Source organism: Pseudomonas sp. SMN11 (assembly GCF_052041945.1).
GTDB lineage: Bacteria > Pseudomonadota > Gammaproteobacteria > Pseudomonadales > Pseudomonadaceae > Aquipseudomonas.
Map to the genome: position 1 here is coordinate 16,902 of NZ_JBKGGW010000012.1, position 23,362 is coordinate 40,263.

A 23,362-nucleotide genomic window follows, 5' to 3' on the forward strand; every position below is an offset into this window, starting at 1 on the left:
GGGGTCAATTTGTTGCGCCGATTGTAGCAAAGCTGGCCTTTGCGCCTGCGCCTCTTATACTTCCCACGGTCGGCGCGCATGCCGACCTTTGCCTGCAATTGACCCGGAGAATTCCCATGCTCAAACGCCCCCTGGCGCTCGCCGCCGGCCTCGTGCTGTCCTGCTGTGCCGTAGTTGCCCAGGCTGCTGACATCCTGCGGGTCAGTGCCATCCCCGACGAAGCGCCGACCGAACTGCTGCGCAAGTTCGAGCCATTGGGCAAGTACCTGTCCAAACAGCTGGGCATGGAGGTGAAGTTCGTGCCGGTGGCCGACTACCCGGCGGTGGTAGAGTCGCTGGCCAGCAACCGCCTGGACATGGCCTGGCTGGGTGGTTTCACCTTCGTCCAGGTGCACCTGAAGGACCCGACCGCCACGCCGCTGGTGCAGCGTGAGCAGGACGCCCAGTTCACCTCCAAGTTCATTACCGCCAACCCGGCCGTGAAAAGCCTGGCCGACCTCAAGGGCAAGTCGTTCGCCTTCGGTTCCATCTCGTCCACCTCGGGCAGCCTGATGCCGCGCTACTTCATGCTCAAGGAAGACAACATCAAGCCTGAGAGCTATTTCAGCCGCGTGGCCTACTCCGGTGCCCACGACGCCACCGTTGCCTGGGTACAGGCGGGCAAGGTCGATGGCGGTGTGCTCAATGCCAGCGTCTGGCAGAAGCTGGTCGATGCCGGCAAGGTCGATACCAGCAAGGTCAAGGTGTTCGCTACCACGCCAGCCTACTACGACTACAACTGGACCGTGCGCGGCAACATGGACCCGGCGCTGAAAGAGAAAATCAAGAAGGCCTTCCTCGACCTCGACCCGGCCAACCCGGAGCACAAGGCGATCCTCGATCTGCAGGCGGCCAGCCGCTTCATCGAGACCAAGCCTGAAAACTATGCGGGCACCGAGCAAGCCGCACGTGAGGCCGGCCTGCTCAAGTGACTATTCATGTACACGGCGCTGGCCTGCGCCACGGGCAGGTCCGCGCGCTCGAGGCTGTCAGCCTGAGCATCGCCAAGGGTGAGCGGGTGGCGATCATCGGCCCTTCGGGCGCCGGCAAGTCCAGCCTGCTGCACCTGATGGCCACCGCCGTGCAGCCCAGCAGCGGGCATCTGGAACTGTTCGGTGAGCAGCCCTGGGCGCTGTCTGCCGGGGCGCGCCAGCGCCTGCGTGCGCGGATTGGCCTGGTGCACCAGGCTCCGCCGCTTCCTCCGCGCCAGCGGGTGGTGACGGCCGTACTCGCGGGGCGCCTGGGGCAGTGGGGCCTGCTGCGTGGCCTGCTCAACCTGGTGTATCCGACTGATGTGCCGGGGGCGCGTCAGGCCTTGGCCGAGCTAGGCCTGGCCGACAAGCTGTTCGTCCAGTGCGGGCAGTTGTCCGGTGGGCAGTTGCAGCGGGTCGGCATCGCCCGGGCGTTGTATCAGCGCCCGGAAGTGCTGTTGACCGACGAGCCGGTGTCGGCCATGGACCCGGTGCTGGCCGATCATAGCCTTGCATTGCTCAATCGCCATGCCGTGGCCAATGGCGTGACCCTGGTGGCAAGCCTGCATGCGGTGGACCTGGCGCTGGCGCACTTTCCGCGGGTGATTGGTATTCGTGAAGGGCAGGTGGCGTTCGACTGCCCGGCCGAGGCGGTAACCGAGCAGTTGCTGGATGCGTTGTACGCCAACGAGCAACTGGGCTCGCCTGTGCAAGCCCAGGGGCCGACCCTGACCGTGCAGATTCCACGATGCTGAAGGCCGACACGCGCGACCCGGCTGCGTTGCCGCGGTTGCTGCTGACCTTGCTGGCGTTGGCCGTGCTGTGGCCTGGCCTGCAATTGAGCGAACTTAACCCTGGCGTATTGCTGCAGGCGGAGAACCGGCAGCAGATCGCCAGCTTCACCAGCGCCTTCTGGCCGCCGGCGCACAGTGCCGAATTCCTCAAGTTGCTATACGAGTCCACCTTGCAGACCTTGGCGGTGGCGACAGCCGGCATGGCCCTGGCACTGGTGCTGGCGGTCCCGACCAGCCTGCTGGCCAGCCGTGCGCTGTCCCTGCGCGCTGCCTCCCGGGGTGGCCGGGCTGGGCCGTGGTCGCGCTTGTTGCGCCTGCCAGTGCGCGGCTTGCTGATATTCCTGCGCAGCGTGCCGGAGATTGTCTGGGCGCTGCTGTTCGTGCGGGCTGTTGGCCTGGGGCCGACAGCCGGGGTGCTGGCCATCGCCATCACCTACAGCGGCATGCTCGGCAAGGTCTACGCGGAAATCTTCGAATCGGTCGACCAGCGCCCGGCGCATGCCTTGCTGCAGGCCGGCAGCGGTCGGTTGGCGGCGTTCTTCTACGGCATCTTGCCCAGTGCGTCGGCGGAAGTGGTGTCCTATACCGTCTACCGCTGGGAATGTGCCGTGCGCGCGTCGGTGGTGATGGGCTTTGTCGGCGCCGGCGGGCTGGGGCAGCAGATCGACCTGTCGATGCGCATGTTTGCCGGGGGCGAAGTGGCGAGCATGCTGCTGGCGTTCCTCGGCCTGGTACTGCTGGCCGACCTGCTGAGCCGCTTCCTGCGCGGGAGGCTGGCATGAACCGGGTAATCAACCTGCTGGTGATCGTTGCCATCGGGGTGGCGGTGGTGGCGTCGTTCGGTTATCTGCAACTGGACCTGCATGCCTTGGTGGGGGATGGCGGATTAGGGCAGATGGGCGAGTATGCCGCTCGCTTCCTGCATCCTGACTTGTCCGGCGAGCACTTGCAGGCTGTAGGACGGGGTGCCATGGAGACCCTGGCCATGTCCGGTCTGGGCACCTTGCTGGCGATGGCCATCGGTATGCTGTTGGCCCTGCCGGCGGCGGGGCGTTTCGGTTGGCCGCTGCAATCGCTGGCGCGATTGCTGCTCAATGCCTTGAGGGCCATTCCGGAGTTGGTGTGGGCCGCCTTGACGGTACTGGCGGCGGGCCTGGGGCCTAATGCCGGTACCTTGGCCCTGGCGTTGCACACGTCCGGGGTGTTGGGGCGCCTGTTCGCCGAGGCGCTGGAGAATGCGCCGGCAGAACCTGCCGCAGCGATTCGCCTGCAGGGTGGGGGGCAGGTGGCCGCGTTCTGTTTCGGGACCTTGCCGAACCTGTGGCCGCAGTTGCTCGCTTACAGCCTGTACCGCTGGGAGAACAACATTCGCATGGCCAGTGTGCTGGGGTTTGTCGGGGCAGGGGGGCTGGGGCAGATGCTCTATACCACCCTGAGCCTGTTCCAGGAGGCCCAGGCCAGTACGGTGATCATGGCCATGTTGGTGTTGGTGTTGTTGGTTGATGCCTTCAGTGATCTGCTGCGTCAGCGATATGTGCGCGCCTGACAGATAGCCGGGGCTGCAAAGCAGCCCCATTCACGATACCAACTCCCCACACTGAGCTTCCCGCTGCATCGACTCCAGATTCCGCTCGATGGTTTCGCAGATGGTATCCATCTGGATCTGATGCTCACTGAAGCGAAACGGACTCTGCAGATCCGTCCCGATCCGCTCGATCGCCAGCAGCATGAACCCGACCACCGTCGACGCCAGCGGCGTGAACCAGCCCAGCGATTCCACCAGCCCCACCGGCACGATCAGGCAGAACAGGGTGATGAACAGCCGTGGGAAGTACACGTAGGGGTAGGGCAGCGGTGTATTGGCGATCCGTTCCATGCCACCCTGGGCGTTGGACAGGTCCACCAGTGTCGACTCCAGCCGCGCCAGGCGAATGCTGTCCAGCCGCCCGGCCTGGTATTCCCGTGCCAGTAAGGCCGCCGAGCCGCTGAGAATATCGTTGGCGAAGTTGTTCGAATGGTTACGCCGCTCGAACTCCCCCGGCGGGATGAACGCCATCAGCTCGTCCGGGCAGGCTTCACCCTTCAGGTGCGCCGCCAGGCAGTTCACATAGGCGATGTGCCGACGCAACAAGGTCGCCTTGACCGGATTCAGTCCATCCTCGGTGTCATCGATCAGCGTCAGCGTCTGCCGGGCGAAGCTGCGCGAACCGTTCACCAGTGCCCCCCACAAGGTGCGCGCTTCCCACCAGCGGTTGTAGGCGCTGCTGTTGCGAAAGCTCACCAGCACCACCAGCGCCGAACCTAGCAAGGTCAGCGGGATCAGCGGCAGGGTGAACTTGCTGTTGAAGAACAGCATGAAGTCGATGGTGACCAGCACGTCCCAGAGCAGCAGCCAGAACAGCGACCAGCCGATGTAGCCGAACGTCTTCACGATCAGGCGGTACTTGCGGGCGATGACGTCTTTCACACGAGCTGCCTCGAAAAGCCGGGGATGCAGGATGGGACGTCGAGGGGCGGGGATGGTTCGGTGATGTTCGTCTTGGGGTGTTACTGAACGTGTTGTTAAAAGCGGGAAACGGCCTACACAGCTTTCGGATGCCGCTGGCTAGAGGGTCAAAAAAAGAACTGGCACTGTCGATGCTTCTTCATTTCGCGCATTTATGCAGGGGTTGTGATGGAGCGAAACCTGATTCCTTTCGACATGGCAAAGCTTCTGGATTGCGAAGCAGCAATCCAGGAGTACCTGATACAAGTAATGAACGATGGCGACTCTGCCGAGCTTGCCCGGGCGCGGCTTCACATCGACAAAGCCTGGTCGCGTAATGCCATGATCAACTCAATTGCTGTTTCATCTGCACCAACGCCACCCGCCTGCCATCCGGAGCCTGGCGCTCCTCAATGCCAAACGGCACGAAACCAAGCTGTGGATAAAGCAGCAAACCCGCAGTGTTGTGGTTGAAGCAGGATACCCAGACCTCCCGCGCCGCGAACTGCTCGCGGGCCAGGTCGACCATGCATTGCACCAGGTAACGCGCCACGCCCTGGCCGCGAGCGGCGGGGGCGACCACCACGTTGCCGAGGGCGCAGATACCGCCGTGCTCGGCTTTGTAGAAGTTGGCGAAACCGAGTACCAGCCCGTCGCCTTCGACCACGGTCGAACCGCTGCGCTGGGCGATGGCATCGCTCAGTTGCTCGGGGGTCAGCGGGTAGGCGGCCTTGGGGAACATGTAGAACAGCTCATCCGGGCCTTGCGGGAAGCAGCAGATGGCCGGGATGTCACCAGGATGAACGGGGCGGTGGGCAAGCTGCATGGCAGGTCCTTTTGCATGAGTGTAAAGGCCGTACCATCATAATCGGCATTTCGTCCGCCAGGTTTGGTGCCCTGAAATAAGTGATGGCACAATGCCTTCGTCGCCGAACCGCCGGGCACTATTCCGCCGCGCAGCCTGTCCGGTGCATTGAAAGTACAGCAATCTTTCGGTGAGCCCGCCATGAACGAGCGCAGGGGCAAAGGCCTCTCTTTCGCAAAACGCATGCATATTCCCCGCGCCATCGGCACGGGGCTGGGCTTCTTCTGTGTGATGATTGGCATTGCGCCGCTGCAGCCGAGCGGGTGGGTGTGGGGCTTGCTGGCGGTGCATGGCTTCGTCTGGCCGCACCTGGCCTACCTGATTTCGCGCGTTTCGCCTCACCCGTTCCGCGCCGAACAGCGCAACCTGATCTTCGACGGTTTCGCCGGTGGCTGCTGGGCCGGGGTGATGGGCCTGAACCCGCTGCCGAGCGTGATCATTTTGTCGATGATCGCGATGGACAAGATCGCCGCTGGCGGCTGGCACATGTTGTTCAAGACCTTGCTGGCCCAACTGGCGGGTATCGGCTTGGGCATCTGGCTGTACGCGCCGGTGCTGTTCCCGCAGACAACTCAGGCACAGATGCTTGCCTGCCTGCCGATCTTGCTGATCTACCCTATGGCCATCGGCATGATCTGCTACCAGGTCACCGTGCAACTGGCCCAGCACAAGCGTGCGCTAGCCCGTCTCAGCCAGACCGACAGCCTGACCGGCCTGAGCAATCACGGGGCCTGGCAAAGCATGTTGCTGCGTGAGTTCCGCCGCTGCCAGGCGAATGGTGCCAGCAGCTACCTGGCGCTGCTCGACATCGACCATTTCAAGCAGATCAACGACCGCCATGGCCACCTGATAGGCGACAACATACTGCGGGTGATCAGCGCCAGCTTGACGCTGCATCTGCGCAAAAGTGACCCGGCGGCGCGCTATGGCGGGGATGAGTTCTGTGTGATGCTGCCCGACACCAGCGCCGAGCAGGCCATCGACATTCTCGAGCGCCTGCGCCAGGCCATCGAAGCCTTCCACGACCCTGCCCTGCCGCAGTTGTCATTGACCCTGAGCATCGGCATTGCGCCCTTCGACGCTGAGCTGGTCAATGCCGAAGCCTGGCTGCATGCCGCCGACATGGCGCTTTACGCTGCAAAGCATGCTGGCCGCAACTGCATCGTGCTGGCCGGCGCAGATGAACAGGTGGAACGTTCTGCCTGACCTTCGAAGGCTCAAGGCTTGCTGGCCAGCGCGACATAACCCTTGATCGCCGCAGGCGCGCCGTGCGGCTTGCCCTTGTGCGCCAGGTATTGGAAGCGGCGCCATTCCTTGTCGATTTCACTGTAGGACATGAACACGCTGACCCGCGCCTTGTCGGCCAGGTCTGGGCGGTTACGGGCATCGATCCCGTCCTTGGCGATGAAGGCGATGTTCATTCCGACCACCTTGCCGTCATCGGCGAATACCGGGCCACCGGACATGCCTTTGGTGATAGGGCCGTCATGCACCGAGTAAAAGACGCTGCCCGGCGTACCGTCCAGGCGCACGAGTGAGTCGAGCGTACGCCCCTTGCCTTGCACCGGCATCATGAAGCTGTTGAAGCCGACCGCAGTCACCGACTCGCCCGGAACGAATTGGCGCCACTGCGGCACCTTGCTGGCCTTGTGCTTGAAGAACACCACATCACCCAAGCCTTCATGCACCACGTTGCGCAGGAACGGAGTGTGCTTGGCAGTGACGGCGTAGTCTTCGTTCCACTGGATGGCGCTGGCCATCAACAGCATCGGCAGGGGGGCGCCGGAGGTGACGACAAAAGCCTGGTCGTAGACAGGGTCTGAAACGTAAGCGGTTGGCATTCCATTGCACCCACTCAGCAGCATCATTGCTGCCAGACAGGGCGCGGTTTTGTTCATGGGGCACGCAGAGGTGGTAAAAGGGGTGAGTGAATATGGCCAAGTGGCATCACTGTGGCAATGCTTTTGATATATACCCGACGAGTGACAGCTTATGGCCATCATTGGGGTGGCGGCCAATTGATTTGCTGGATGCTTGGAAGGCCTGAAGTCGTTGGGGTGACGTCAAAAGGTCGGGCTTGTCAGAACGAATGAGCTGGGTTGAGCTGCATTGGGGTGCCTTCTCTGCTGGACGAGATGTTCGGGCAGGTGCTCGATAAGGCACGACAGATCAAGAACCCGATCGAGGCTGCATTCTTCCTGTGGATAAACCTGGCTTATCTGCAACCGTTCGAGGATGGCAACAAGCGCACGAGCCGACTGGCAGCGAATATTCCTTTGATGCTCTACAACTGCTCGCCGTTGTCGTTCCTGGTTGCTCAATGAGGCGATCAATGCCGTAGTCCGTGAGGGATAAGCGCAGATCAGGTGGAGGCTGGGCTGGAATTATCGGTAGAAGAAAAACACCAGTTCGAAACTTTGTTGCGGGGGAGTTGGACATTCTCGCGCTGCACAACTGTGCCCGTTATCGGTTGACGATGAAGCAAATCAAGGCGTGGATCGATGCAGGTCGTCCATTCTGAGGTTGCTTGAACGCTCCACAGCCAGCCACACGGCTGTGTAATCTGCTGTGGAGTGATCGCAGTGTCAGGTGAGATTCATAGGCCGGGTTGGTCGTGGCGCAGTGTGACCACGCTGTAGGCAAATTCGTTGTCCTTTTTGGACTTCCCGTTGGTTGCGTCGGTAACCTGAACCCTGTCGTCGTCATGCACGACCATTACCTGGCTTTCGCTCAGCACCTCGACGCCCTCCGGCTTGTTGTCGAACCACAGGGGCTCCCCCTCAGGGCCGAGGACTGGCTGCGGCGAACCTGCGTGGTCTTGAGACAGTAAGGACAGAGGCAGGCTCCACAGGTAGCCGCCGATCTCTTCGCCATCCTCATGGCTGGTGGTTGCCAGCAGGCGCTTGTTGTAGGGGTCGTATTCCAGCCCGGAGAGGCTTAGAGGGCGCTCGTCCCCCGGCATTTTCGGGGTGAACCGGTAGGCCTGTTCAAATTCGCCGCTCAGTACGATTTCACCTTTGTGCATCTTCATGGGTGCCCGCAGGATGATGAAGTCTGGTTTGGCCGTCTTTGAGTCGGCGCCCAGTCGGCGGATCCCCAGTAGCAGGTTCCTGTCAGGATCGACCGCGATGCCTTCGACCTGAAAGAAAGGTTCGCCGACCACTGCATTGATCTGTTGCCGAAGCTGTTGCGGATCACCGAATACCTTCGCCGCCCTGGGGTTATTCACAGGCCAGTACAGAATTCTGCTGGAAGCTGGATTGCTTGCCCGGGTGAACGCGTTGGTAGCGATTGCAAAGTGGGTATAGTCGAAGGTGACCTTCGTCAGGCCCTCGAGCTTTTCTGCGGCGTCGATCAAATCGCCTCGCAGGTAGCTCAGATGTTCAAAGTCCAATGGCGGCTTTGGTGTGCCTTGCAGGTCAATCGAGAACAGCGTCGAAGTGCCTAGGCCCTGGATGGGTTTGTCATTGGCGAAGAACAGTTGCTGGCCGATTTTCACCACGCCGGATACTTCACAGTTCACATCCTTGTCACCGCGATGGGCAGCATCGAGGCAGCGGCCTGTGAAGTGTTGAACAGAAATGGCCTGGATGGGGGCTGCGGCATTGGCCGCTGCAGTTGCCAGGGAAACCGAGGCAAACAGGGCGCAGCGTAGACTCTTTTGCATTTCGCGATTCCATGCGTGAACGGGAGTAGGGGTCAGGCTATGGAACCGGGGGCGAGAGTGGAACTGGTAGTTTTGCCAGGTGCAAGCCAAATTGCGGGCACAAAAAAACCGACCATAAGGTCGGTTTTTTCTGGATCTTGGTGCCCCGAGGGAGACTCGAACTCCCACTCCTTTCGAAAACGGATTTTGAATCCGCCGCGTCTACCAATTCCGCCATCAGGGCTTGTGGCGCGCAGTATAGAGAGGTCGCCCAAGCCGGTCAATCGGCTTTCATGGTCAATTTTCACGCATTGGGCTAAACTTCCCGGCCCTGTCGAACCCGAACATCATCATGCGCGTCGCCGATTTTTCTTTCGAACTCCCCGATTCCCTGATCGCCCGCCACCCTCTGGCCGAGCGCCATGGCAGCCGTCTGCTGGTCCTCGATGGGCCGAGCGGGGCGTTGGCGCACAAGCAATTCCCCGATCTGCTCGACTATCTGCGGCCGGGCGACCTGATGGTGTTCAACAACACCAGGGTGATTCCGGCGCGGCTGTTTGGCCAGAAAGCCTCCGGCGGCAAGCTGGAAGTGCTGGTCGAGCGTGTGCTCGACAGCCACCGCGTACTGGCCCATGTGCGTGCCAGCAAGGCGCCGAAAGAGGGGGCAGTGATCCTCATCGATGGTGGTGGCGAGGCCGAGATGGTTGCCCGCCACGACACGCTGTTCGAGCTGCGTTTCACCGAAGAGGTGCTGCCATTGCTCGAGCGCGTTGGCCACATGCCACTGCCGCCCTACATCGACCGCCCGGACGAAGGCGCCGACCGTGAGCGCTACCAGACTGTGTACGCCGAGCGCGCCGGTGCGGTGGCCGCGCCCACTGCCGGCCTGCACTTCGACGAAGCGCTACTGGAAAAGATCGCCGCCAAGGGCGTCGAGCGCGCCTTCGTCACCTTGCACGTGGGAGCCGGTACCTTCCAGCCGGTGCGGGTCGACAAGATCGAAGACCACCACATGCACAAGGAATGGCTTGAAGTGAGCCAGGATGTGGTCGATGCCATCGAGGCCTGCCGTGCCCGTGGCGGCCGGGTGATCGCGGTCGGTACCACCAGCGTCCGCTCGCTGGAGAGCGCAGCGCGTGATGGCGTGCTCAAGGCCTTCAGCGGTGACACCGACATCTTCATCTACCCGGGCCGCCCATTCCATGTGGTCGATTGCCTGGTCACCAACTTCCACCTGCCAGAGTCCACGCTGCTGATGCTGGTCTCGGCCTTCGCCGGTTACCCCGAGACCATGGCTGCCTACGCGGCGGCGGTGGAGAACGGTTACCGCTTCTTCAGTTACGGTGATGCCATGTTCATCACCCGCAATCCGGCGCCACGCGGCCCAGAGGATCAAGCATGAGTCGCACCTGTCGAATGTCGTTCGAACTGCTGGCTACCGACGGCAAAGCCCGTCGTGGCCGGCTGACCTTCCCCCGTGGCACGGTCGAGACCCCGGCGTTCATGCCGGTGGGCACCTATGGCACGGTCAAGGGCATGCTGCCGCGTGACATCGAGGCCATCGGCGCCGAGATCATCCTCGGCAACACCTTCCACCTGTGGCTGCGCCCAGGTACCGAGGTGATCAAGAAGCACAATGGCCTGCATGACTTCATGCAGTGGAAAGGCCCGATCCTCACCGATTCCGGCGGCTTCCAGGTGTTCAGCCTGGGCGCCATGCGCAAGATCAAGGAGGAGGGTGTCACCTTCGCCTCGCCCGTCGATGGCTCCAAGGTGTTCATGGGCCCGGAAGAGTCCATGCAGGTGCAGCGCGACCTGGGCTCGGACATCGTGATGATCTTCGACGAGTGCACGCCGTACCCGGCCGAGCACGACGTGGCGCGCACCTCCATGGAGCTGTCGCTGCGCTGGGCCCAGCGCTCGAAGAATGCCCACGGCGACAGCACCGCAGCGCTGTTCGGTATCGTCCAGGGTGGCATGTACCAGGACTTGCGCATGCGCTCGCTGGAAGCGCTGGTCAATATCGACTTCGACGGCCTGGCCATCGGCGGCCTGTCGGTCGGCGAACCGAAGCACGAAATGATCAAGGTCCTCGATTACCTGCCAGATCAGATGCCGGCTGACAAACCTCGTTACCTTATGGGGGTAGGCAAACCGGAAGATCTGGTTGAGGGTGTGCGCCGCGGCGTCGACATGTTCGACTGCGTGATGCCCACGCGCAACGCGCGCAACGGCCACCTGTTCGTCGATACAGGGGTGATCAAGATCCGCAACGCGTTCCATCGCCACGATGATTCGCCGCTGGATCCGACCTGTGACTGCTACACCTGCACCAACTTCTCCCGCGCTTATCTGCACCATCTGGACAAGTGCGGCGAAATGCTGAGCAGCATGCTGAATACCATCCACAACTTGCGCCATTACCAGCGCTTGATGGCCGGTTTACGCGAGGCTATTCAACAGGGTAAATTGGCCGCCTTTGTCGACGCCTTCTACGCCAAACGCGGGCTTCCTGTGCCGCCTTTGGACTGACTGTTCGCATCCATTATTAGAAAATTACATTAGGAGTGCCCAATGAGCTTCTTGATCCCCGCCGCTTACGCGGACGCTGCAGCACCCGCCGCTGGCCCAGCCGGTACCGGCTTCGAGTGGATTTTCCTGGTCGGTTTCCTGGTCATCTTCTACCTGATGATCTGGCGCCCGCAGTCCAAGCGCGCCAAAGAGCAGAAGAACCTGCTGAGCAACTTGCAGAAAGGTGACGAAGTTGTCACCAACGGCGGCATCGCCGGCAAGATCGTCAAGGTTTCCGATGACTTCGTGGTCCTGGAAGTTTCCGACACCGTCGAACTGAAGTTCCAGAAGGGTGCCATCGCGGCCACCCTGCCAAAAGGTACGCTCAAGGCTATCTGAGTTACCGGTTTCATTTTTCCAGTCGGGGCGCGCAAAGCGCCCCGCGTCTTGAACGGGCGGCGTGATGCTGAACAAATACCCTCTGTGGAAATACGCACTGATCCTGGTGGTACTGGCGATCGGTTTCATTTATTCCGCTCCCAACCTCTACCCGGATGATCCGGCGGTGCAGATCAGCGGAGCCAGCTCGGCGCTGCAGGTCAAACAGGCCGACCTCGACCGCGTCAGCAAGGCGCTGGGCGATGCCGGTATCACCGTCAAGGGCGCAAGCCTGGGTGAGAAGGGCAGTGGGCTGATTCGCCTGACCAACCAGGAAGATCAACTGCCAGCCAAGGATGTAGTGCGCAAGGCACTGGGCGATGATTACGTCGTGGCCCTGAACCTCGCCCAGACTACCCCGCAATGGCTGCGCAACCTGGGTGCAAGCCCGATGAAGCTGGGCCTGGACCTGTCCGGTGGTGTGCACTTCCTGCTGGAAGTGGACATGGACAAGGCCATGAGCGCCCGCATGAAAGTCTACGAAGGCGAGGTCAAGACCTTGCTGCGCAAAGAGCGCATCCGCTATCGCAGCCTGCCGCAGCAGGATGGCGGTGTGATGCTGGGCTTCGCTGACGATGCTACCCGTGAACAGGCACGTGCCCTGATTCGCAAGAATTTCAATGATTTCGACCTGACCACCACTGAGCGCAACGAGCTCGCCGTGCTGCGTCTGGCGCTGACCCAGGCGAAAGTCGCCGAGATCCGCGAATACTCTATCAAGCAGAACCTCACCACCGTCCGCAACCGTGTGAACGAGCTGGGCGTGGCCGAGCCGCTGGTGCAGCGCCAGGGCGCCAACCGCATCGTGGTCGAGCTGCCGGGCGTGCAGGACACTGCCGAAGCCAAGCGTATCCTCGGCAAGACCGCCAACCTGGAGTTCCGCTTCGGTGCCGAGCCGGGCGCTTCCAAGGCCACTACCGAGGTCTTCGAGTTCCGCGAAGGCAACCGTTCCGCTGCTGTCGAGCGTGGCCTGATCATCACCGGTGACCAGGTCACCGATGCTCAGGCCAGCTTCGACGAGCATGGCCGCCCACAGGTGAACATCCGCCTGGATGGCCACGGTGGCGAGCTGATGAGCCGCGCGACCCGCAGCAACGTTGGTCGCAGCATGGCGGTGATCTTCATCGAGCAGAAGCCGGTCACCCGCTACGTCAAGCAGACTGTCGATGGCGTCGAGAAGGACGTTGCCGTACAGAGCTTCCAGGAAGAGAAGAAGATTATCAGCCTGGCGACCATCCAGTCGCCGCTGGGCAGCCAGTTCCGCATCACCGGCCTGAACGGCCAGGGCGAATCCTCGGAACTTGCCCTGCTGCTGCGTGCCGGTGGTCTGGCTGCGCCGATGTACTTCGCCGAAGAACGTACCATTGGTCCAAGCCTGGGTGCTGACAACATCACCAAGGGTATCGATGCGTCGCTGTGGGGCATGCTGTTCGTCTCGCTGTTCATCATCGCCATCTACCGTGGCTTCGGCGTGATCGCCACCATCGCCCTGGCGGGCAACATGGTGCTGCTGCTGGCGCTGATGTCGCTGCTGGGCGCGACCCTGACCCTGCCGGGTATCGCCGGTATCGTGTTGACCATGGGTATGGCGGTGGACGCCAACGTGCTGATCTTCTCGCGTATCCGCGAGGAGCTGAATGCCGGCATGTCGGTGCAGCGCGCCATCCACGAAGGTTTCAACCGCGCCTATACCGCGATCATCGACGCCAACCTGACCAGCCTGCTGGTCGGCGGCATCCTGTTCGCCATGGGTACCGGCCCTGTCAAGGGCTTCGCGGTCACCATGTCCCTCGGGATTTTCACCTCGATGTTCACCGCCGTCATGGTGACCCGTGCAATGGTCAACCTGACCTGCGGCGGGCGTGACATCAAGAAGCTGTGGGTTTGAGGGAGCTGCGATGAAAACCATCAACTTCATGGGCGTGCGCAATGTCGCGTTCGCCATCACTGTGCTCCTCACTGTGCTGGCACTGTTCAGCTGGTGGCAGAAGGGCCTGAACTTCGGCCTGGACTTCACCGGCGGTACGCTGATCGAGCTGACCTACGAGCGCCCGGCCGACCTCAAGGCGGTGCGTGCCGAGCTGGTCGATTCCGGCTTCCACGAGGCCGTGGTGCAGAGCTTCGGCGCCACCACCGACCTGCTGGTGCGCATGCCGGGCGATGACCCGCAGCTGGGTGCCAAGGTCGGTGCGGCCTTGCAGAAGGCTGGCGGCGACAACCCGGCCACCCTCAAGCGCGTCGAGTTCGTCGGCCCGCAGGTGGGTGAAGAGCTGCGTGACCAGGGCGGCCTCGGCATGCTCCTGGCACTGGGCGGCATCCTCATCTACCTGGCCTTCCGCTTCCAGTGGAAGTTCGCCGTGGGCGCGATCGTCTCGCTGATCCACGACGTGGTGGTGACCCTGGGTATCCTGTCGTTCTTCCAGATCACCTTCGACCTGACGGTGCTGGCGGCGGTGCTGGCGATCATCGGCTACTCGCTGAACGACACCATCGTCGTGTTCGACCGGGTGCGTGAGAACTTCCGTGTGATGCGCAAGGCCTCGCTGATCGAAAACATCAACGTCTCGACCACCCAGACCCTGCTGCGGACCATTGCCACCTCGGTGTCGACCTTGCTGGCGATCGCCGCGCTGCTGTTCTTCGGTGGTGACAACCTGTTCGGCTTCTCCCTGGCGCTGTTCATCGGTGTCATGGCTGGTACCTACTCGTCGATCTACATCGCCAACGTGGTACTGATCTGGCTGAATCTGAACAGTGAAGATCTGATCCCGCCGGTGAAAAACGAAGGTGTGGATGACCGTCCTTAAGGGCTAGTCCTACGCCGTTCGGCGATGAAAAGGCGTGAGTGTTGAACTCACGCCTTTTTTTTTGCTCCAAGGCTGGGAGAAAGCAGGTTAGCTCCTGCAGGTACAACAGGAGGTTCATGTGAACAAATCAATGCTCGTAGGCGCTGTGCTGGGTGCTGTCGGTGTTACTGCCGGAGGTGCTGTTGCCACCTACAGCTTGGTGAACAAAGGGCCTGAGTACGCCCAGGTCACCGACGTGCAACCGATCAAGCAACAGGTCAAGACACCCCGCGAAGTCTGCAAAGATGTTGCCGTGACCCGCCAGGCGCCGGTCAAGGACCAGCACCAGATCGCCGGTACCGTGGTTGGCGCCCTTGCAGGTGGCCTGCTGGGTAACCAGATCGGCGGCGGTACCGGTAAGAAGATCGCTACCGTGGCCGGTGCAGTCGGTGGTGGTTATGCCGGTAACAAGGTGCAGGAAGGCATGCAGCAGCGTGATACCTATACCACCACGCAAACCCGTTGCAACACGGTCAATGACATCAGCGAGAAGGTAGTGGGTTACAACGTGACCTATTCCATCGGTGATCAGGTGGGCAAGGTGAAGATGGATCGTGAGCCGGGTTCGACCATTCCACTGGACAAGAATGGCAAGCTGATCCTCAGTGAAGCCGGGCAGTAAGCCAGGTGCAGGCCGCTCCTGCAAAGGGCGCGTATGGTTGGGCTTAACCATCAGGCACAAAAAAGCACCCCGAGGGGTGCTTTTTTTTTGCCTGCAATCCGCGCTTAGCGCTTCATGTGCTCTGGCAGGTGTGGCTGGATAGCAGTGAGTACGGCCTTGAAGCACTTGATGTTGCCTGCAACGATGTGGCCCTTGTCGAGGAACTCGTGGCCACCGTTGAAGTCGCTCACCAGGCCGCCGGCTTCCTGGATCAGCAGCACGCCCGCCGCCATGTCCCACTCGGACAGGCCCGACTCCCAGAAGGCGTCGAAGCGGCCGGCAGCCACATAGGCCAGGTCCAGGCTGGCGGAGCCGGCGCGGCGGATGCCGGCGGTCTGGCCAGTCAGGGCGCGGAACATGCCCAGGTAGTTGTCCATGTCAGCCATCTGGTTGTCACGGAACGGGAAGCCGGTACCCAGCAGGGCGCCGTCCAGGCTGGTACGCGAGCTGACGCGCAGGCGGCGACCATTGAGCTGGGCGCCACGGCCACGGCTGGCGGTGAATTCTTCCTGGCGAACCGGGTCGACGATCACGGCGTGCTCGAGGCGGCCACGGTATTTGCAGGCGATGCTGACAGCGAAGTGCGGGATGCCACGCAGGAAGTTGGTGGTGCCGTCCAGCGGATCGATGATCCACAGGTAGTCTTTGCCTTCTTCGCCGGTGCCGGCGTGCAGGCCGGTTTCTTCACCTTGAATGGAGTGGTTCGGGTAGGCCTTGCGCAGGGCGTTGACGATGCTCTGCTCGGCGGCGCGATCCACTTCGGAGACGTAGTCCTTGGCCTCTTTCTCGTCGACCTTGATGCTATCCAGGCGTTCGATGGAGCGGAAAATCAGTTCACTGGCGCTGCGAGCGGCGCGCAGGGCGATATTCAGCATAGGCTGCATGGGCGGGTCACCTGGAGATGTTAAAGAAGAAAGCCGAACATTCTAGCAGAAAAGTTTGGCGGCAGAAGTGTCACATTTGCTTTCATGGCGTTACGCTGGTCGGTTCTGTAAGATCGATTACCCCCAAACCTGCATCTGTGAGCACAACACCTTGCTGCAAAATATTCGTGTTGTTCTGGTCAATACCAGCCACCCCGGCAACATCGGCGGCGCTGCGCGTGCCATGAAAAACATGGGCTTGTCGCGTCTGGTGCTGGTGCAGCCAAAAGAGTTCCCGTCCGGCGACGCCACCGCGCGCGCCTCGGGCGCCGACGACATCCTGGCCAATGCCCAGGTGGTCGACTGCCTTGAAGACGCGCTGGTCGGCTGCAGCCTGGTCATGGGCACCAGTGCCCGTGAACGCAGCATCCCCTGGCCGTTGATCGACCCGCGCGAGTGTGGGGCCAAGGCCGTGGAGCACGCCACCGGCGGTGAAGAGATCGCCCTGGTGTTCGGGCGTGAACACGCCGGCCTGACCAACGAAGAACTGCAGCGATGTCACTTCCACGTGCACATTCCCTCGAACCCCGATTTCAGCTCGCTGAACCTCGCCGCCGCGGTCCAGGTGCTCTCCTACGAGGTGCGCATGGCCTGGCTGGCAGTCGAAGGCGCGCCGTCGAAAGTCGAGAAGTTCGATGCCAACTCGCTGCGCAGCAACGAGCTGGCGACCATGGACGAAATGGAGCTGTTCTATGAACACCTGGAGAAGACCCTGGTGGACATCGGCTTCCTTGACCCTGAGAAGCCCAAGCACTTGATGGCGCGCCTGCGCCGGCTATATGGGCGCAGCTCGGTCAATCGTTCGGAAATGAGCATTTTGCGCGGCATCCTCACCGAGACCCAGAAGGTCGCACGGGGCGAGCCGCATAAACGGAAGGACTGACAGATGTTCGAGCGTCTGCGTGAAGATATCCAGAGCGTTTTCCATCGCGACCCGGCGGCGCGCAATGCCTTCGAGGTGCTGACCTGCTATCCCGGCATGCACGCCATCTGGCTGCATCGCCTGGGCAACGCCCTGTGGAAGCGCGATTTCAAGTGGCTGGCCCGCCTGGTGTCGAACTTCGGTCGCTGGCTGACCGGCATCGAGATTCATCCCGGTGCGACCATCGGTCGGCGCTTCTTCATCGACCACGGCATGGGCATCGTCATCGGCGAAACCGCCGAGATCGGCGACGATGTCACCCTTTATCAGGGCGTGACCCTGGGCGGCACCAGCTGGAACAAAGGCAAGCGCCACCCGACCCTGGAGAACGGTGTGGTGGTAGGGGCGGGCGCCAAGGTGCTGGGCCCGTTCACCGTCGGTGCCGGGGCCAAGATCGGCTCCAATGCGGTGGTGACCAAGGCGGTGCCGGCCGGTGCCACAGCAGTCGGCATCCCGGGGCGGATCATCGTCAAGAACAGCGAGGACACCGAACTCGAGGCCAAGCGCAAGGCCATGGCCGAGAAGATCGGTTTCGATGCCTATGGGGTCAGCGGCGACATGCCGGACCCGGTGGCCCGGGCCATCGGCCAGATGCTCGACCACCTGCAGGCCGTCGACGAGCGCCTGGAGGGTATGTGCGGCGCGCTGACCAAGATGGGCAGTGACTACTGTGCCAAGGAGCTGCCGAAGCTACCGGAAGACGACTTCGCGGTCGAAACCCAGGCCGCCCAGCGCGACACTCAGTCGCATTGATTGCGCCGCAGTGAAGTCACTCTGACATATGGGGCGTGTGCTCACGCCCCATTGCTGCTACACTCGCGCCCGCCTCCCAGATGCAAATCCGACTAAAGCAGTAGGTCTAATAGTTGACTTAAATGCTCAGGAATCGCATACTCGCACACATTCCGTAACTCCCGTGGTACCCATTAGCCATGCGACTGACTACCAAAGGCCGATACGCCGTCACTGCCATGCTCGACCTGGCATTGCACGCGCAGCATGGGCCGGTGTCTTTGGCCGACATTTCCGAGCGCCAGGGCATTTCCCTTTCTTATCTGGAACAGCTGTTCGCCAAGCTGCGCCGCAGCAGTCTGGTCTCCAGCGTGCGCGGTCCGGGCGGGGGCTACCAGCTGTCGCGCGGCATGGAAACCATCCAGGTGGCCCAGGTCATCGACGCGGTCAACGAGTCGGTCGACGCCACCCGTTGCCAGGGCCTCGGGGATTGCCATGCCGGTGACACCTGCCTGACCCACCACCTGTGGTGCGACCTCAGCCAGCAGATCCACGAATTCCTCAGCGGCATCAGCCTGGCCGACCTCGTCATGCGCCGCGAGGTGCAGGAAGTCGCCCAGCGCCAGGACCTGCGGCGTGTCGCAGGCCGTACCGCCTTGCTGGACAAGATTGAGACGTCCGCCGTCGACTGACCTTTTAATAGTGACGAGCGACGCCACCGCCTGATAGGAGATACCCATGAAGTTGCCGATCTACCTCGATTACTCCGCTACCACGCCGGTCGACCCACGTGTCGCCCAGAAGATGGCCGACTGCCTGCTGGTCGACGGCAACTTCGGTAACCCGGCCTCGCGTTCCCACGTGTTCGGCTGGAAGGCCGAAGAAGCGGTCGAGAACGGTCGCCGCCAGGTTGCCGACCTGATCAATGCTGATCCGCGCGAAATCGTCTGGACCAGCGGTGCCACCGAGTCCGACAACCTCGCCCTGAAAGGCGTGGCGCACTTCTATCAGACCAAGGGCAAGCACATCATCACCTCCAAGATCGAGCACAAGGCGGTCCTGGATACTGCTCGCCAGCTCGAGCGTGAAGGTTTCGAAGTCACCTACCTGGAACCGGGCGAAGACGGCATCGTCACCCCGGCCATGGTTGAAGCCGCCCTGCGCGACGACACCATCCTGGTCTCGCTGATGCACGTGAACAACGAAGTCGGCTCGATCAACGACATCGCCGCCATCGGTGAACTGACACGTTCGCGCGGCGTGCTATTCCATGTCGACGCCGCCCAGTCGGCCGGCAAGGTCGAAATCGACGTTCAGAAGCTGAAGGTCGACCTGATGTCGTTCTCGGCGCACAAGGTCTACGGCCCTAAAGGTATCGGCGCGCTGTACGTCAGCCGCAAGCCGCGTGTGCGCCTGGAAGCCATCATTCACGGCGGTGGCCATGAGCGCGGCATGCGTTCGGGCACCCTGCCGACCCACCAGATCGTCGGCATGGGCGAAGCGTTCGCCATCGCCAAGCAGGAAATGGCCGCCGAGAACGTGCGCATCAAGGCCCTGAGCGACCGCTTCTTCAAGCAGGTCTCGGACCTTGAAGAGCTGTACGTCAACGGCAGCAAGACTGCCCGCGTGCCGCACAACCTGAACCTGAGCTTCAACTACGTCGAAGGCGAGTCGCTGCTGATGTCCCTGAAGGACATCGCGGTATCGTCCGGTTCGGCCTGTACCTCCGCTTCGCTCGAGCCGTCGTATGTACTGCGCGCTCTGGGCCGCAACGACGAGCTGGCGCACAGCTCGATCCGCTTCTCCTTCGGCCGCTTCACCACCGAAGAAGAAGTCGACTACGCCGCGCAGCAAGTCTGCATGGCTGTCAACAAACTGCGTGAGCTGTCGCCGCTGTGGGACATGTACAAAGACGGCGTTGACATCTCCAAGATCGAGTGGGCCGCCCACTAAGCAGTCGCCGGCAAGAGCGGCTCCCTGATGAGGAAGGAATTGCACCATGGCATACAGTGAAAAGGTCATCGACCACTACGAAAACCCACGCAACGTCGGCAAGATGAACGCCGAGGACCCGGATGTCGGTACCGGCATGGTCGGCGCTCCGGCGTGCGGTGACGTGATGCGCCTGCAGATCAAGGTCAACGAGCAAGGCATCATCGAAGATGCCAAGTTCAAGACCTACGGCTGCGGTTCGGCCATCGCCTCCAGCTCCCTCGCCACCGAGTGGATGAAGGGCAAGACCCTGGACGAAGCCGAAACCATCAAGAACACCCAGCTGGCGGAAGAACTGGCGTTGCCGCCTGTGAAGATCCACTGCTCGGTACTCGCCGAAGATGCCATCAAGGCTGCCGTTCGCGACTACAAGCAGAAGAAAGGCTTGATCTAAGCTGCCCGTTGCAAGGTAAGACTCAAGGAGTTCCGATGGCTATCAGCATGACAGAAGCCGCCGCCAACCACATTCGCCGCTCCCTCGACGGGCGCGGCAAGGGTGAGGGCATTCGCCTGGGCGTGCGCACCACCGGCTGCTCGGGCCTGGCCTACGTGCTGGAGTTCGTCGACGAGCTGGCCGCAGAGGACCAGGTATTCGAGAACCATGGCGTCAAGGTGATCATTGATCCCAAGAGCCTGGTTTACCTCGATGGCACCGAGCTGGACTTCGTCAAGGAAGGGTTGAACGAAGGCTTCAAGTTCAACAACCCCAACGTGCGCGGTGAGTGTGGCTGCGGCGAAAGCTTCAACGTCTGAGGCTGGCCGTGGGTACTCCTTGTCATTTCGCTCTGTTTGACCTCCAGCCCTGCTTCCGCCTGGACCTCGACAAGCTGGCCACTCGCTATCGCGAGCTGGCCCGCGAGGTCCATCCGGACCGCTTCGCCGACGCCTCCGAGCGCGAGCAGCGGGTAGCGCTGGAAAAGTCCGCAGCTCTCAACGACGCCTACCAGACCCTGCGCAGTGCGCCGCGCCGTGCCCGCTACTTGCTGGCTATCGGTGGCCACGAAGTGCCCCAGGAAGTCACGGTCCATGACCCTGACTTCCTGTTGCAGCAGATGCAGTGGCGCGAAGAGCTCGAAGAGCTGCAGGACGAAGCCGACCTCGATGGCGTGGCCGTGTTCAAGAAGCGCCTGAAGGCCGCTCAGGACTCGCTCAACGAGGATTTCGCCGCCTGCTGGGATGTGCCTGCCGAGCGCGACAAGGCCGAACGCCTGATGCGCCGCATGCAGTTCCTCGACAAGCTCGCCCAAGAAGTGCGCCAACTGGAAGAGCGCCTCGACGATTAACCCGGTGTCGCCCGTGATGACGCCTAAGGTATTCAGATAAGCATGGCCCTACTGCAGATCGCCGAACCCGGTCAAAGCCCTCAGCCGCACCAGCGTCGCCTGGCGGTGGGGATCGACCTGGGTACCACCAATTCTCTGGTCGCTGCCGTACGCAGCGGTCGTAGCGAGCCCCTGCCCGATGCGCAGGGCAACGTCATTCTGCCGTCGGCGGTGCGTTACCTGGCTGGCCACAACGAAGTCGGCCTGGCCGCGCGTGAAGCGGCATCCAGCGACCCGCTGAACACCGTGCTGTCGGTCAAGCGCCTGATGGGTCGTGGCCTGGCAGACGTCAAGCAGCTCGGCGAGCAGTTGCCGTACCGCTTCATCGGCGGTGAGTCGCACATGCCGTTTATCGACACCGTCCAGGGGCCAAAAAGCCCGGTGGAAGTGTCCGCCGACATTCTCAAGGTGCTGCGTGAGCGTGCCGAAGCTACCCTCGGTGGTGAGCTGGTGGGTGCGGTCATTACCGTGCCGGCCTATTTCGACGACGCCCAGCGCCAGGCTACCAAGGACGCCGCGCGCCTGGCCGGCCTGAACGTGCTGCGCCTGCTCAACGAACCGACCGCCGCTGCCGTGGCCTATGGCCTGGACCAGAATGCCGAAGGCCTGGTGGCCATCTATGACCTGGGCGGTGGCACCTTCGATATTTCCATCCTGCGCCTGACTGCCGGTGTGTTCGAAGTGCTGGCTACCGGTGGCGATACAGCCCTGGGCGGCGACGATTTCGACCACGCCATTGCTGGCTGGATCATCGAACAGGCCGGCCTCTCCGCTGATCTCGACCCGGCCACCCAGCGCCAGCTGCTCCAGGCCGCCTGCGCCGCCAAGGAAGCACTGACCGACGCTGATACTGTCAGTGTCAGCCACGGTGGCTGGACTGGCGAGCTGAGCCGCACCGCTTTCGAAGCGATGATCGAACCCCTGGTTGCCCGCAGCCTGAAAGCCTGCCGCCGCGCCGTGCGCGACAGCGGTGTCGAGCTGGAAGAAGTGGGCGCAGTGGTGATGGTCGGTGGTTCGACCCGCGTGCCGCGCGTGCGCGAAGCGGTGGGCGCGCTGTTTGGCCGCACCCCGCTGACTTCGATCGACCCGGACCAGGTCGTGGCCATTGGCGCCGCCATCCAGGCCGACACCTTGGCCGGCAACCGCCGCGAAGGTGGCGAATTGTTGCTGCTCGACGTCATCCCGCTGTCCCTGGGCCTTGAGACCATGGGCGGTCTGATGGAGAAGGTGATCCCGCGCAACACCACTATTCCGGTGGCCCGCGCCCAGGAATTCACGACTTATAAAGATGGCCAGTCGGCCATGATGATCCACGTCCTGCAGGGTGAGCGCGAGCTGATCAGCGACTGCCGCTCCCTGGCCCGCTTCGAGCTGCGCGGCATTCCGGCCATGGTGGCCGGCGCCGCCAAGATTCGCGTGACCTTCCAGGTCGATGCCGACGGCCTGCTCAGCGTTGCTGCCCGTGAACTGGGTTCGGGCGTGGAAGCCAGCATCCAGGTCAAGCCGTCCTACGGCCTGACCGACGGCGAGATCGCTCGCATGCTCAAGGACTCCTTCGAGCACGCAGGCTCCGACAAGCAGGCGCGCCAGCTGCGCGAGCACCAAGTCGACGGCGAGCGCCTGCTCGAAGCGGTGCAGGGCGCTCTGGATGCCGACGGTGACCGCCTGCTCAGCGAAGATGAGCGGGTCGCCATCGAGTACCAGATGCAAGAATTGCGTGATTTGCTCAGCGGCACCGATGGCGCGGCCATCGAGCAGCAGACCAAGCGTCTGTCGCAGGTGACCGATGCATTTGCCGCCCGTCGCCTTGATTCGACGGTCAAAGCCGCACTGGCCGGGCGCAACCTGAATGAGATCGAGGAGTAACCGATGCCCCAGGTGATTTTCCTGCCGCACGAGAAGTTCTGCCCGGACGGGCTGGTGGTTGAGGTGGAGCCAGGGACCAACATCCTGGAGCTGGCCCACGAGCACCACATCGAGATGGAAAGCGCGTGCGGCGGTGTGTGCGCCTGCACCACTTGCCACTGCATCGTGCGCGAAGGCTTCGACTCGCTCGAGGAAGCCGACGAGCTGGAAGAGGATATGCTGGACAAGGCCTGGGGCCTGGAGGCGCAATCGCGCCTGGCCTGTCAGGTGATCGTTGGTGAGGATGACCTCACCATCGAGCTGCCCAAATATACGCTCAACCACGCTGCCGAAGCGCCGCACTGAGGTT

26 protein-coding genes, 1 tRNA gene and 1 pseudogene are annotated in these 23,362 nt (G+C 62.2%); 22 read left to right on the plus strand and 6 right to left on the minus strand.

Translation table 11 applies throughout. From position 1 onward, the window contains the following. Positions 1–116: 116 nt before the first annotated feature. Genes ACLEJU_RS12875 through phnE form a run of 4 tightly spaced genes read left to right on the plus strand, consistent with a single transcriptional unit; the run spans position 117 to position 3,350 of the window. On the plus strand, positions 117–971 hold the full coding sequence (locus tag ACLEJU_RS12875; protein ID WP_435424299.1) for a putative selenate ABC transporter substrate-binding protein: 855 nt from the start codon (positions 117–119) through the stop codon (positions 969–971). After that, positions 968–1,765, plus strand: coding sequence for a phosphonate ABC transporter ATP-binding protein (locus tag ACLEJU_RS12880; protein ID WP_435424300.1), 798 nt, complete (start codon positions 968–970; stop codon positions 1,763–1,765). Before ACLEJU_RS12875 ends, ACLEJU_RS12880 begins: the two co-directional genes overlap by 4 nt. Further along, complete coding sequence (locus ACLEJU_RS12885) at positions 1,759–2,586, plus strand: PhnE/PtxC family ABC transporter permease (protein WP_435424301.1); 828 nt, start codon at positions 1,759–1,761, stop codon at positions 2,584–2,586. Before ACLEJU_RS12880 ends, ACLEJU_RS12885 begins: the two co-directional genes overlap by 7 nt. Continuing rightward, entirely contained in the window at positions 2,583–3,350 is a 768-nt protein-coding gene (gene phnE, locus ACLEJU_RS12890; RefSeq protein WP_435424302.1) for a phosphonate ABC transporter, permease protein PhnE, read from the plus strand. The genes ACLEJU_RS12885 and phnE overlap by 4 nt, the downstream gene beginning before the upstream one ends. A gap of 30 nt (positions 3,351–3,380) precedes the next feature. On the opposite strand, the gene ACLEJU_RS12895 is transcribed toward phnE, so the two are convergent. After that, positions 3,381–4,271, minus strand: a complete 891-nt coding sequence (locus ACLEJU_RS12895; protein ID WP_435424303.1) for a bestrophin family protein — start codon at positions 4,269–4,271, stop codon at positions 3,381–3,383. A gap of 207 nt (positions 4,272–4,478) precedes the next feature. On the opposite strand from ACLEJU_RS12895, the pseudogene ACLEJU_RS12900 reads away from it, so the two are divergent. Beyond that, positions 4,479–4,607 (plus strand): annotated as a pseudogene (locus tag ACLEJU_RS12900) (addiction module antidote protein); the annotation flags it as partial. Positions 4,608–4,635: 28 nt separating this feature from the next. Here the strand turns inward: ACLEJU_RS12900 and ACLEJU_RS12905 are convergent. Further along, complete coding sequence (locus tag ACLEJU_RS12905) at positions 4,636–5,115, minus strand: N-acetyltransferase family protein (RefSeq protein WP_435424304.1); 480 nt, start codon at positions 5,113–5,115, stop codon at positions 4,636–4,638. Between the two features lie 180 nt (positions 5,116–5,295). On the opposite strand from ACLEJU_RS12905, the gene ACLEJU_RS12910 reads away from it, so the two are divergent. Further along, positions 5,296–6,360, plus strand: a complete 1,065-nt coding sequence (locus ACLEJU_RS12910) for a diguanylate cyclase (RefSeq protein ID WP_435424305.1) — start codon at positions 5,296–5,298, stop codon at positions 6,358–6,360. Between the two features lie 11 nt (positions 6,361–6,371). On the opposite strand, the gene ACLEJU_RS12915 is transcribed toward ACLEJU_RS12910, so the two are convergent. Continuing rightward, the gene (locus tag ACLEJU_RS12915) at positions 6,372–7,019 is read right to left on the minus strand and encodes a trypsin-like peptidase domain-containing protein (RefSeq protein ID WP_435424321.1); all 648 of its coding nucleotides are present in this window, start codon (positions 7,017–7,019) and stop codon (positions 6,372–6,374) included. A 249-nt stretch (positions 7,020–7,268) separates the two neighbouring features. On the opposite strand from ACLEJU_RS12915, the gene ACLEJU_RS12920 reads away from it, so the two are divergent. After that, the gene (locus ACLEJU_RS12920) at positions 7,269–7,478 is read left to right on the plus strand and encodes a Fic family protein (RefSeq protein WP_435424306.1); all 210 of its coding nucleotides are present in this window, start codon (positions 7,269–7,271) and stop codon (positions 7,476–7,478) included. A gap of 272 nt (positions 7,479–7,750) precedes the next feature. Here ACLEJU_RS12920 and ACLEJU_RS12925 read toward each other — a convergent pair whose 3' ends face one another. Next, positions 7,751–8,821 carry a hypothetical protein gene (locus tag ACLEJU_RS12925; protein ID WP_435424307.1) on the minus strand — a complete coding sequence of 357 codons (1,071 nt, stop codon included), beginning with the start codon at positions 8,819–8,821 and terminating at the stop codon, positions 7,751–7,753. A gap of 138 nt (positions 8,822–8,959) precedes the next feature. Continuing rightward, positions 8,960–9,044 (minus strand) — tRNA-Leu (locus tag ACLEJU_RS12930). A gap of 108 nt (positions 9,045–9,152) precedes the next feature. Here ACLEJU_RS12930 and queA point away from each other — a divergent pair. The 6 genes from queA to ACLEJU_RS12960 all read left to right on the plus strand — a co-directional run bounded on the left by queA (position 9,153) and on the right by ACLEJU_RS12960 (position 15,217). Further along, positions 9,153–10,202, plus strand: a complete 1,050-nt coding sequence (gene queA / locus ACLEJU_RS12935; RefSeq protein ID WP_435424308.1) for a tRNA preQ1(34) S-adenosylmethionine ribosyltransferase-isomerase QueA — start codon at positions 9,153–9,155, stop codon at positions 10,200–10,202. 14 nt (positions 10,203–10,216) lie between these two features. Then, positions 10,217–11,332: a tRNA guanosine(34) transglycosylase Tgt gene (tgt, locus tag ACLEJU_RS12940; RefSeq protein WP_163986015.1), complete on the plus strand. Its 1,116-nt coding sequence runs from the start codon at positions 10,217–10,219 to the stop codon at positions 11,330–11,332. A 42-nt stretch (positions 11,333–11,374) separates the two neighbouring features. Next, a complete protein-coding gene (gene yajC / locus ACLEJU_RS12945) occupies positions 11,375–11,710 on the plus strand; it encodes a preprotein translocase subunit YajC (RefSeq protein WP_027920288.1) in 336 nt (111 codons plus the stop codon). A 64-nt stretch (positions 11,711–11,774) separates the two neighbouring features. Further along, positions 11,775–13,637 (plus strand): protein translocase subunit SecD, encoded by a 1,863-nt coding sequence (secD, locus tag ACLEJU_RS12950; RefSeq protein WP_435424309.1) that lies wholly within the window; start codon positions 11,775–11,777, stop codon positions 13,635–13,637. A gap of 10 nt (positions 13,638–13,647) precedes the next feature. Continuing rightward, entirely contained in the window at positions 13,648–14,556 is a 909-nt protein-coding gene (gene secF, locus ACLEJU_RS12955) for a protein translocase subunit SecF (RefSeq protein WP_060511428.1), read from the plus strand. A gap of 118 nt (positions 14,557–14,674) precedes the next feature. Further along, complete coding sequence (locus ACLEJU_RS12960; RefSeq protein ID WP_103445626.1) at positions 14,675–15,217, plus strand: glycine zipper 2TM domain-containing protein; 543 nt, start codon at positions 14,675–14,677, stop codon at positions 15,215–15,217. Positions 15,218–15,321: 104 nt separating this feature from the next. On the opposite strand, the gene suhB is transcribed toward ACLEJU_RS12960, so the two are convergent. Next, positions 15,322–16,140 carry a type III secretion system regulator SuhB gene (suhB, locus tag ACLEJU_RS12965; protein WP_435424310.1) on the minus strand — a complete coding sequence of 273 codons (819 nt, stop codon included), beginning with the start codon at positions 16,138–16,140 and terminating at the stop codon, positions 15,322–15,324. Between the two features lie 151 nt (positions 16,141–16,291). On the opposite strand from suhB, the gene trmJ reads away from it, so the two are divergent. From trmJ to fdx, 9 genes are all read left to right on the plus strand, one after another. Beyond that, a complete protein-coding gene (trmJ, locus tag ACLEJU_RS12970) occupies positions 16,292–17,062 on the plus strand; it encodes a tRNA (cytosine(32)/uridine(32)-2'-O)-methyltransferase TrmJ (RefSeq protein ID WP_435424311.1) in 771 nt (256 codons plus the stop codon). Between the two features lie 3 nt (positions 17,063–17,065). Continuing rightward, positions 17,066–17,854 carry a serine O-acetyltransferase gene (gene cysE, locus ACLEJU_RS12975; protein WP_103445624.1) on the plus strand — a complete coding sequence of 263 codons (789 nt, stop codon included), beginning with the start codon at positions 17,066–17,068 and terminating at the stop codon, positions 17,852–17,854. A 179-nt stretch (positions 17,855–18,033) separates the two neighbouring features. Further along, positions 18,034–18,525: a Fe-S cluster assembly transcriptional regulator IscR gene (gene iscR / locus ACLEJU_RS12980; protein WP_054887562.1), complete on the plus strand. Its 492-nt coding sequence runs from the start codon at positions 18,034–18,036 to the stop codon at positions 18,523–18,525. A gap of 46 nt (positions 18,526–18,571) precedes the next feature. After that, positions 18,572–19,786, plus strand: a complete 1,215-nt coding sequence (locus tag ACLEJU_RS12985) for an IscS subfamily cysteine desulfurase (RefSeq protein ID WP_103445623.1) — start codon at positions 18,572–18,574, stop codon at positions 19,784–19,786. 46 nt (positions 19,787–19,832) lie between these two features. Then, complete coding sequence (iscU, locus tag ACLEJU_RS12990) at positions 19,833–20,219, plus strand: Fe-S cluster assembly scaffold IscU (RefSeq protein ID WP_007929523.1); 387 nt, start codon at positions 19,833–19,835, stop codon at positions 20,217–20,219. 35 nt (positions 20,220–20,254) lie between these two features. Then, positions 20,255–20,578 (plus strand): iron-sulfur cluster assembly protein IscA, encoded by a 324-nt coding sequence (iscA, locus tag ACLEJU_RS12995; protein ID WP_023630636.1) that lies wholly within the window; start codon positions 20,255–20,257, stop codon positions 20,576–20,578. Positions 20,579–20,586: 8 nt separating this feature from the next. After that, positions 20,587–21,108 carry a co-chaperone HscB gene (gene hscB, locus ACLEJU_RS13000; RefSeq protein WP_435424312.1) on the plus strand — a complete coding sequence of 174 codons (522 nt, stop codon included), beginning with the start codon at positions 20,587–20,589 and terminating at the stop codon, positions 21,106–21,108. 42 nt (positions 21,109–21,150) lie between these two features. Continuing rightward, positions 21,151–23,013 (plus strand): Fe-S protein assembly chaperone HscA, encoded by a 1,863-nt coding sequence (hscA, locus tag ACLEJU_RS13005; protein ID WP_435424313.1) that lies wholly within the window; start codon positions 21,151–21,153, stop codon positions 23,011–23,013. Between the two features lie 3 nt (positions 23,014–23,016). Beyond that, on the plus strand, positions 23,017–23,358 hold the full coding sequence (fdx, locus tag ACLEJU_RS13010) for an ISC system 2Fe-2S type ferredoxin (RefSeq protein WP_027920278.1): 342 nt from the start codon (positions 23,017–23,019) through the stop codon (positions 23,356–23,358). The last annotated feature ends 4 nt before the right edge of the window (positions 23,359–23,362 follow it).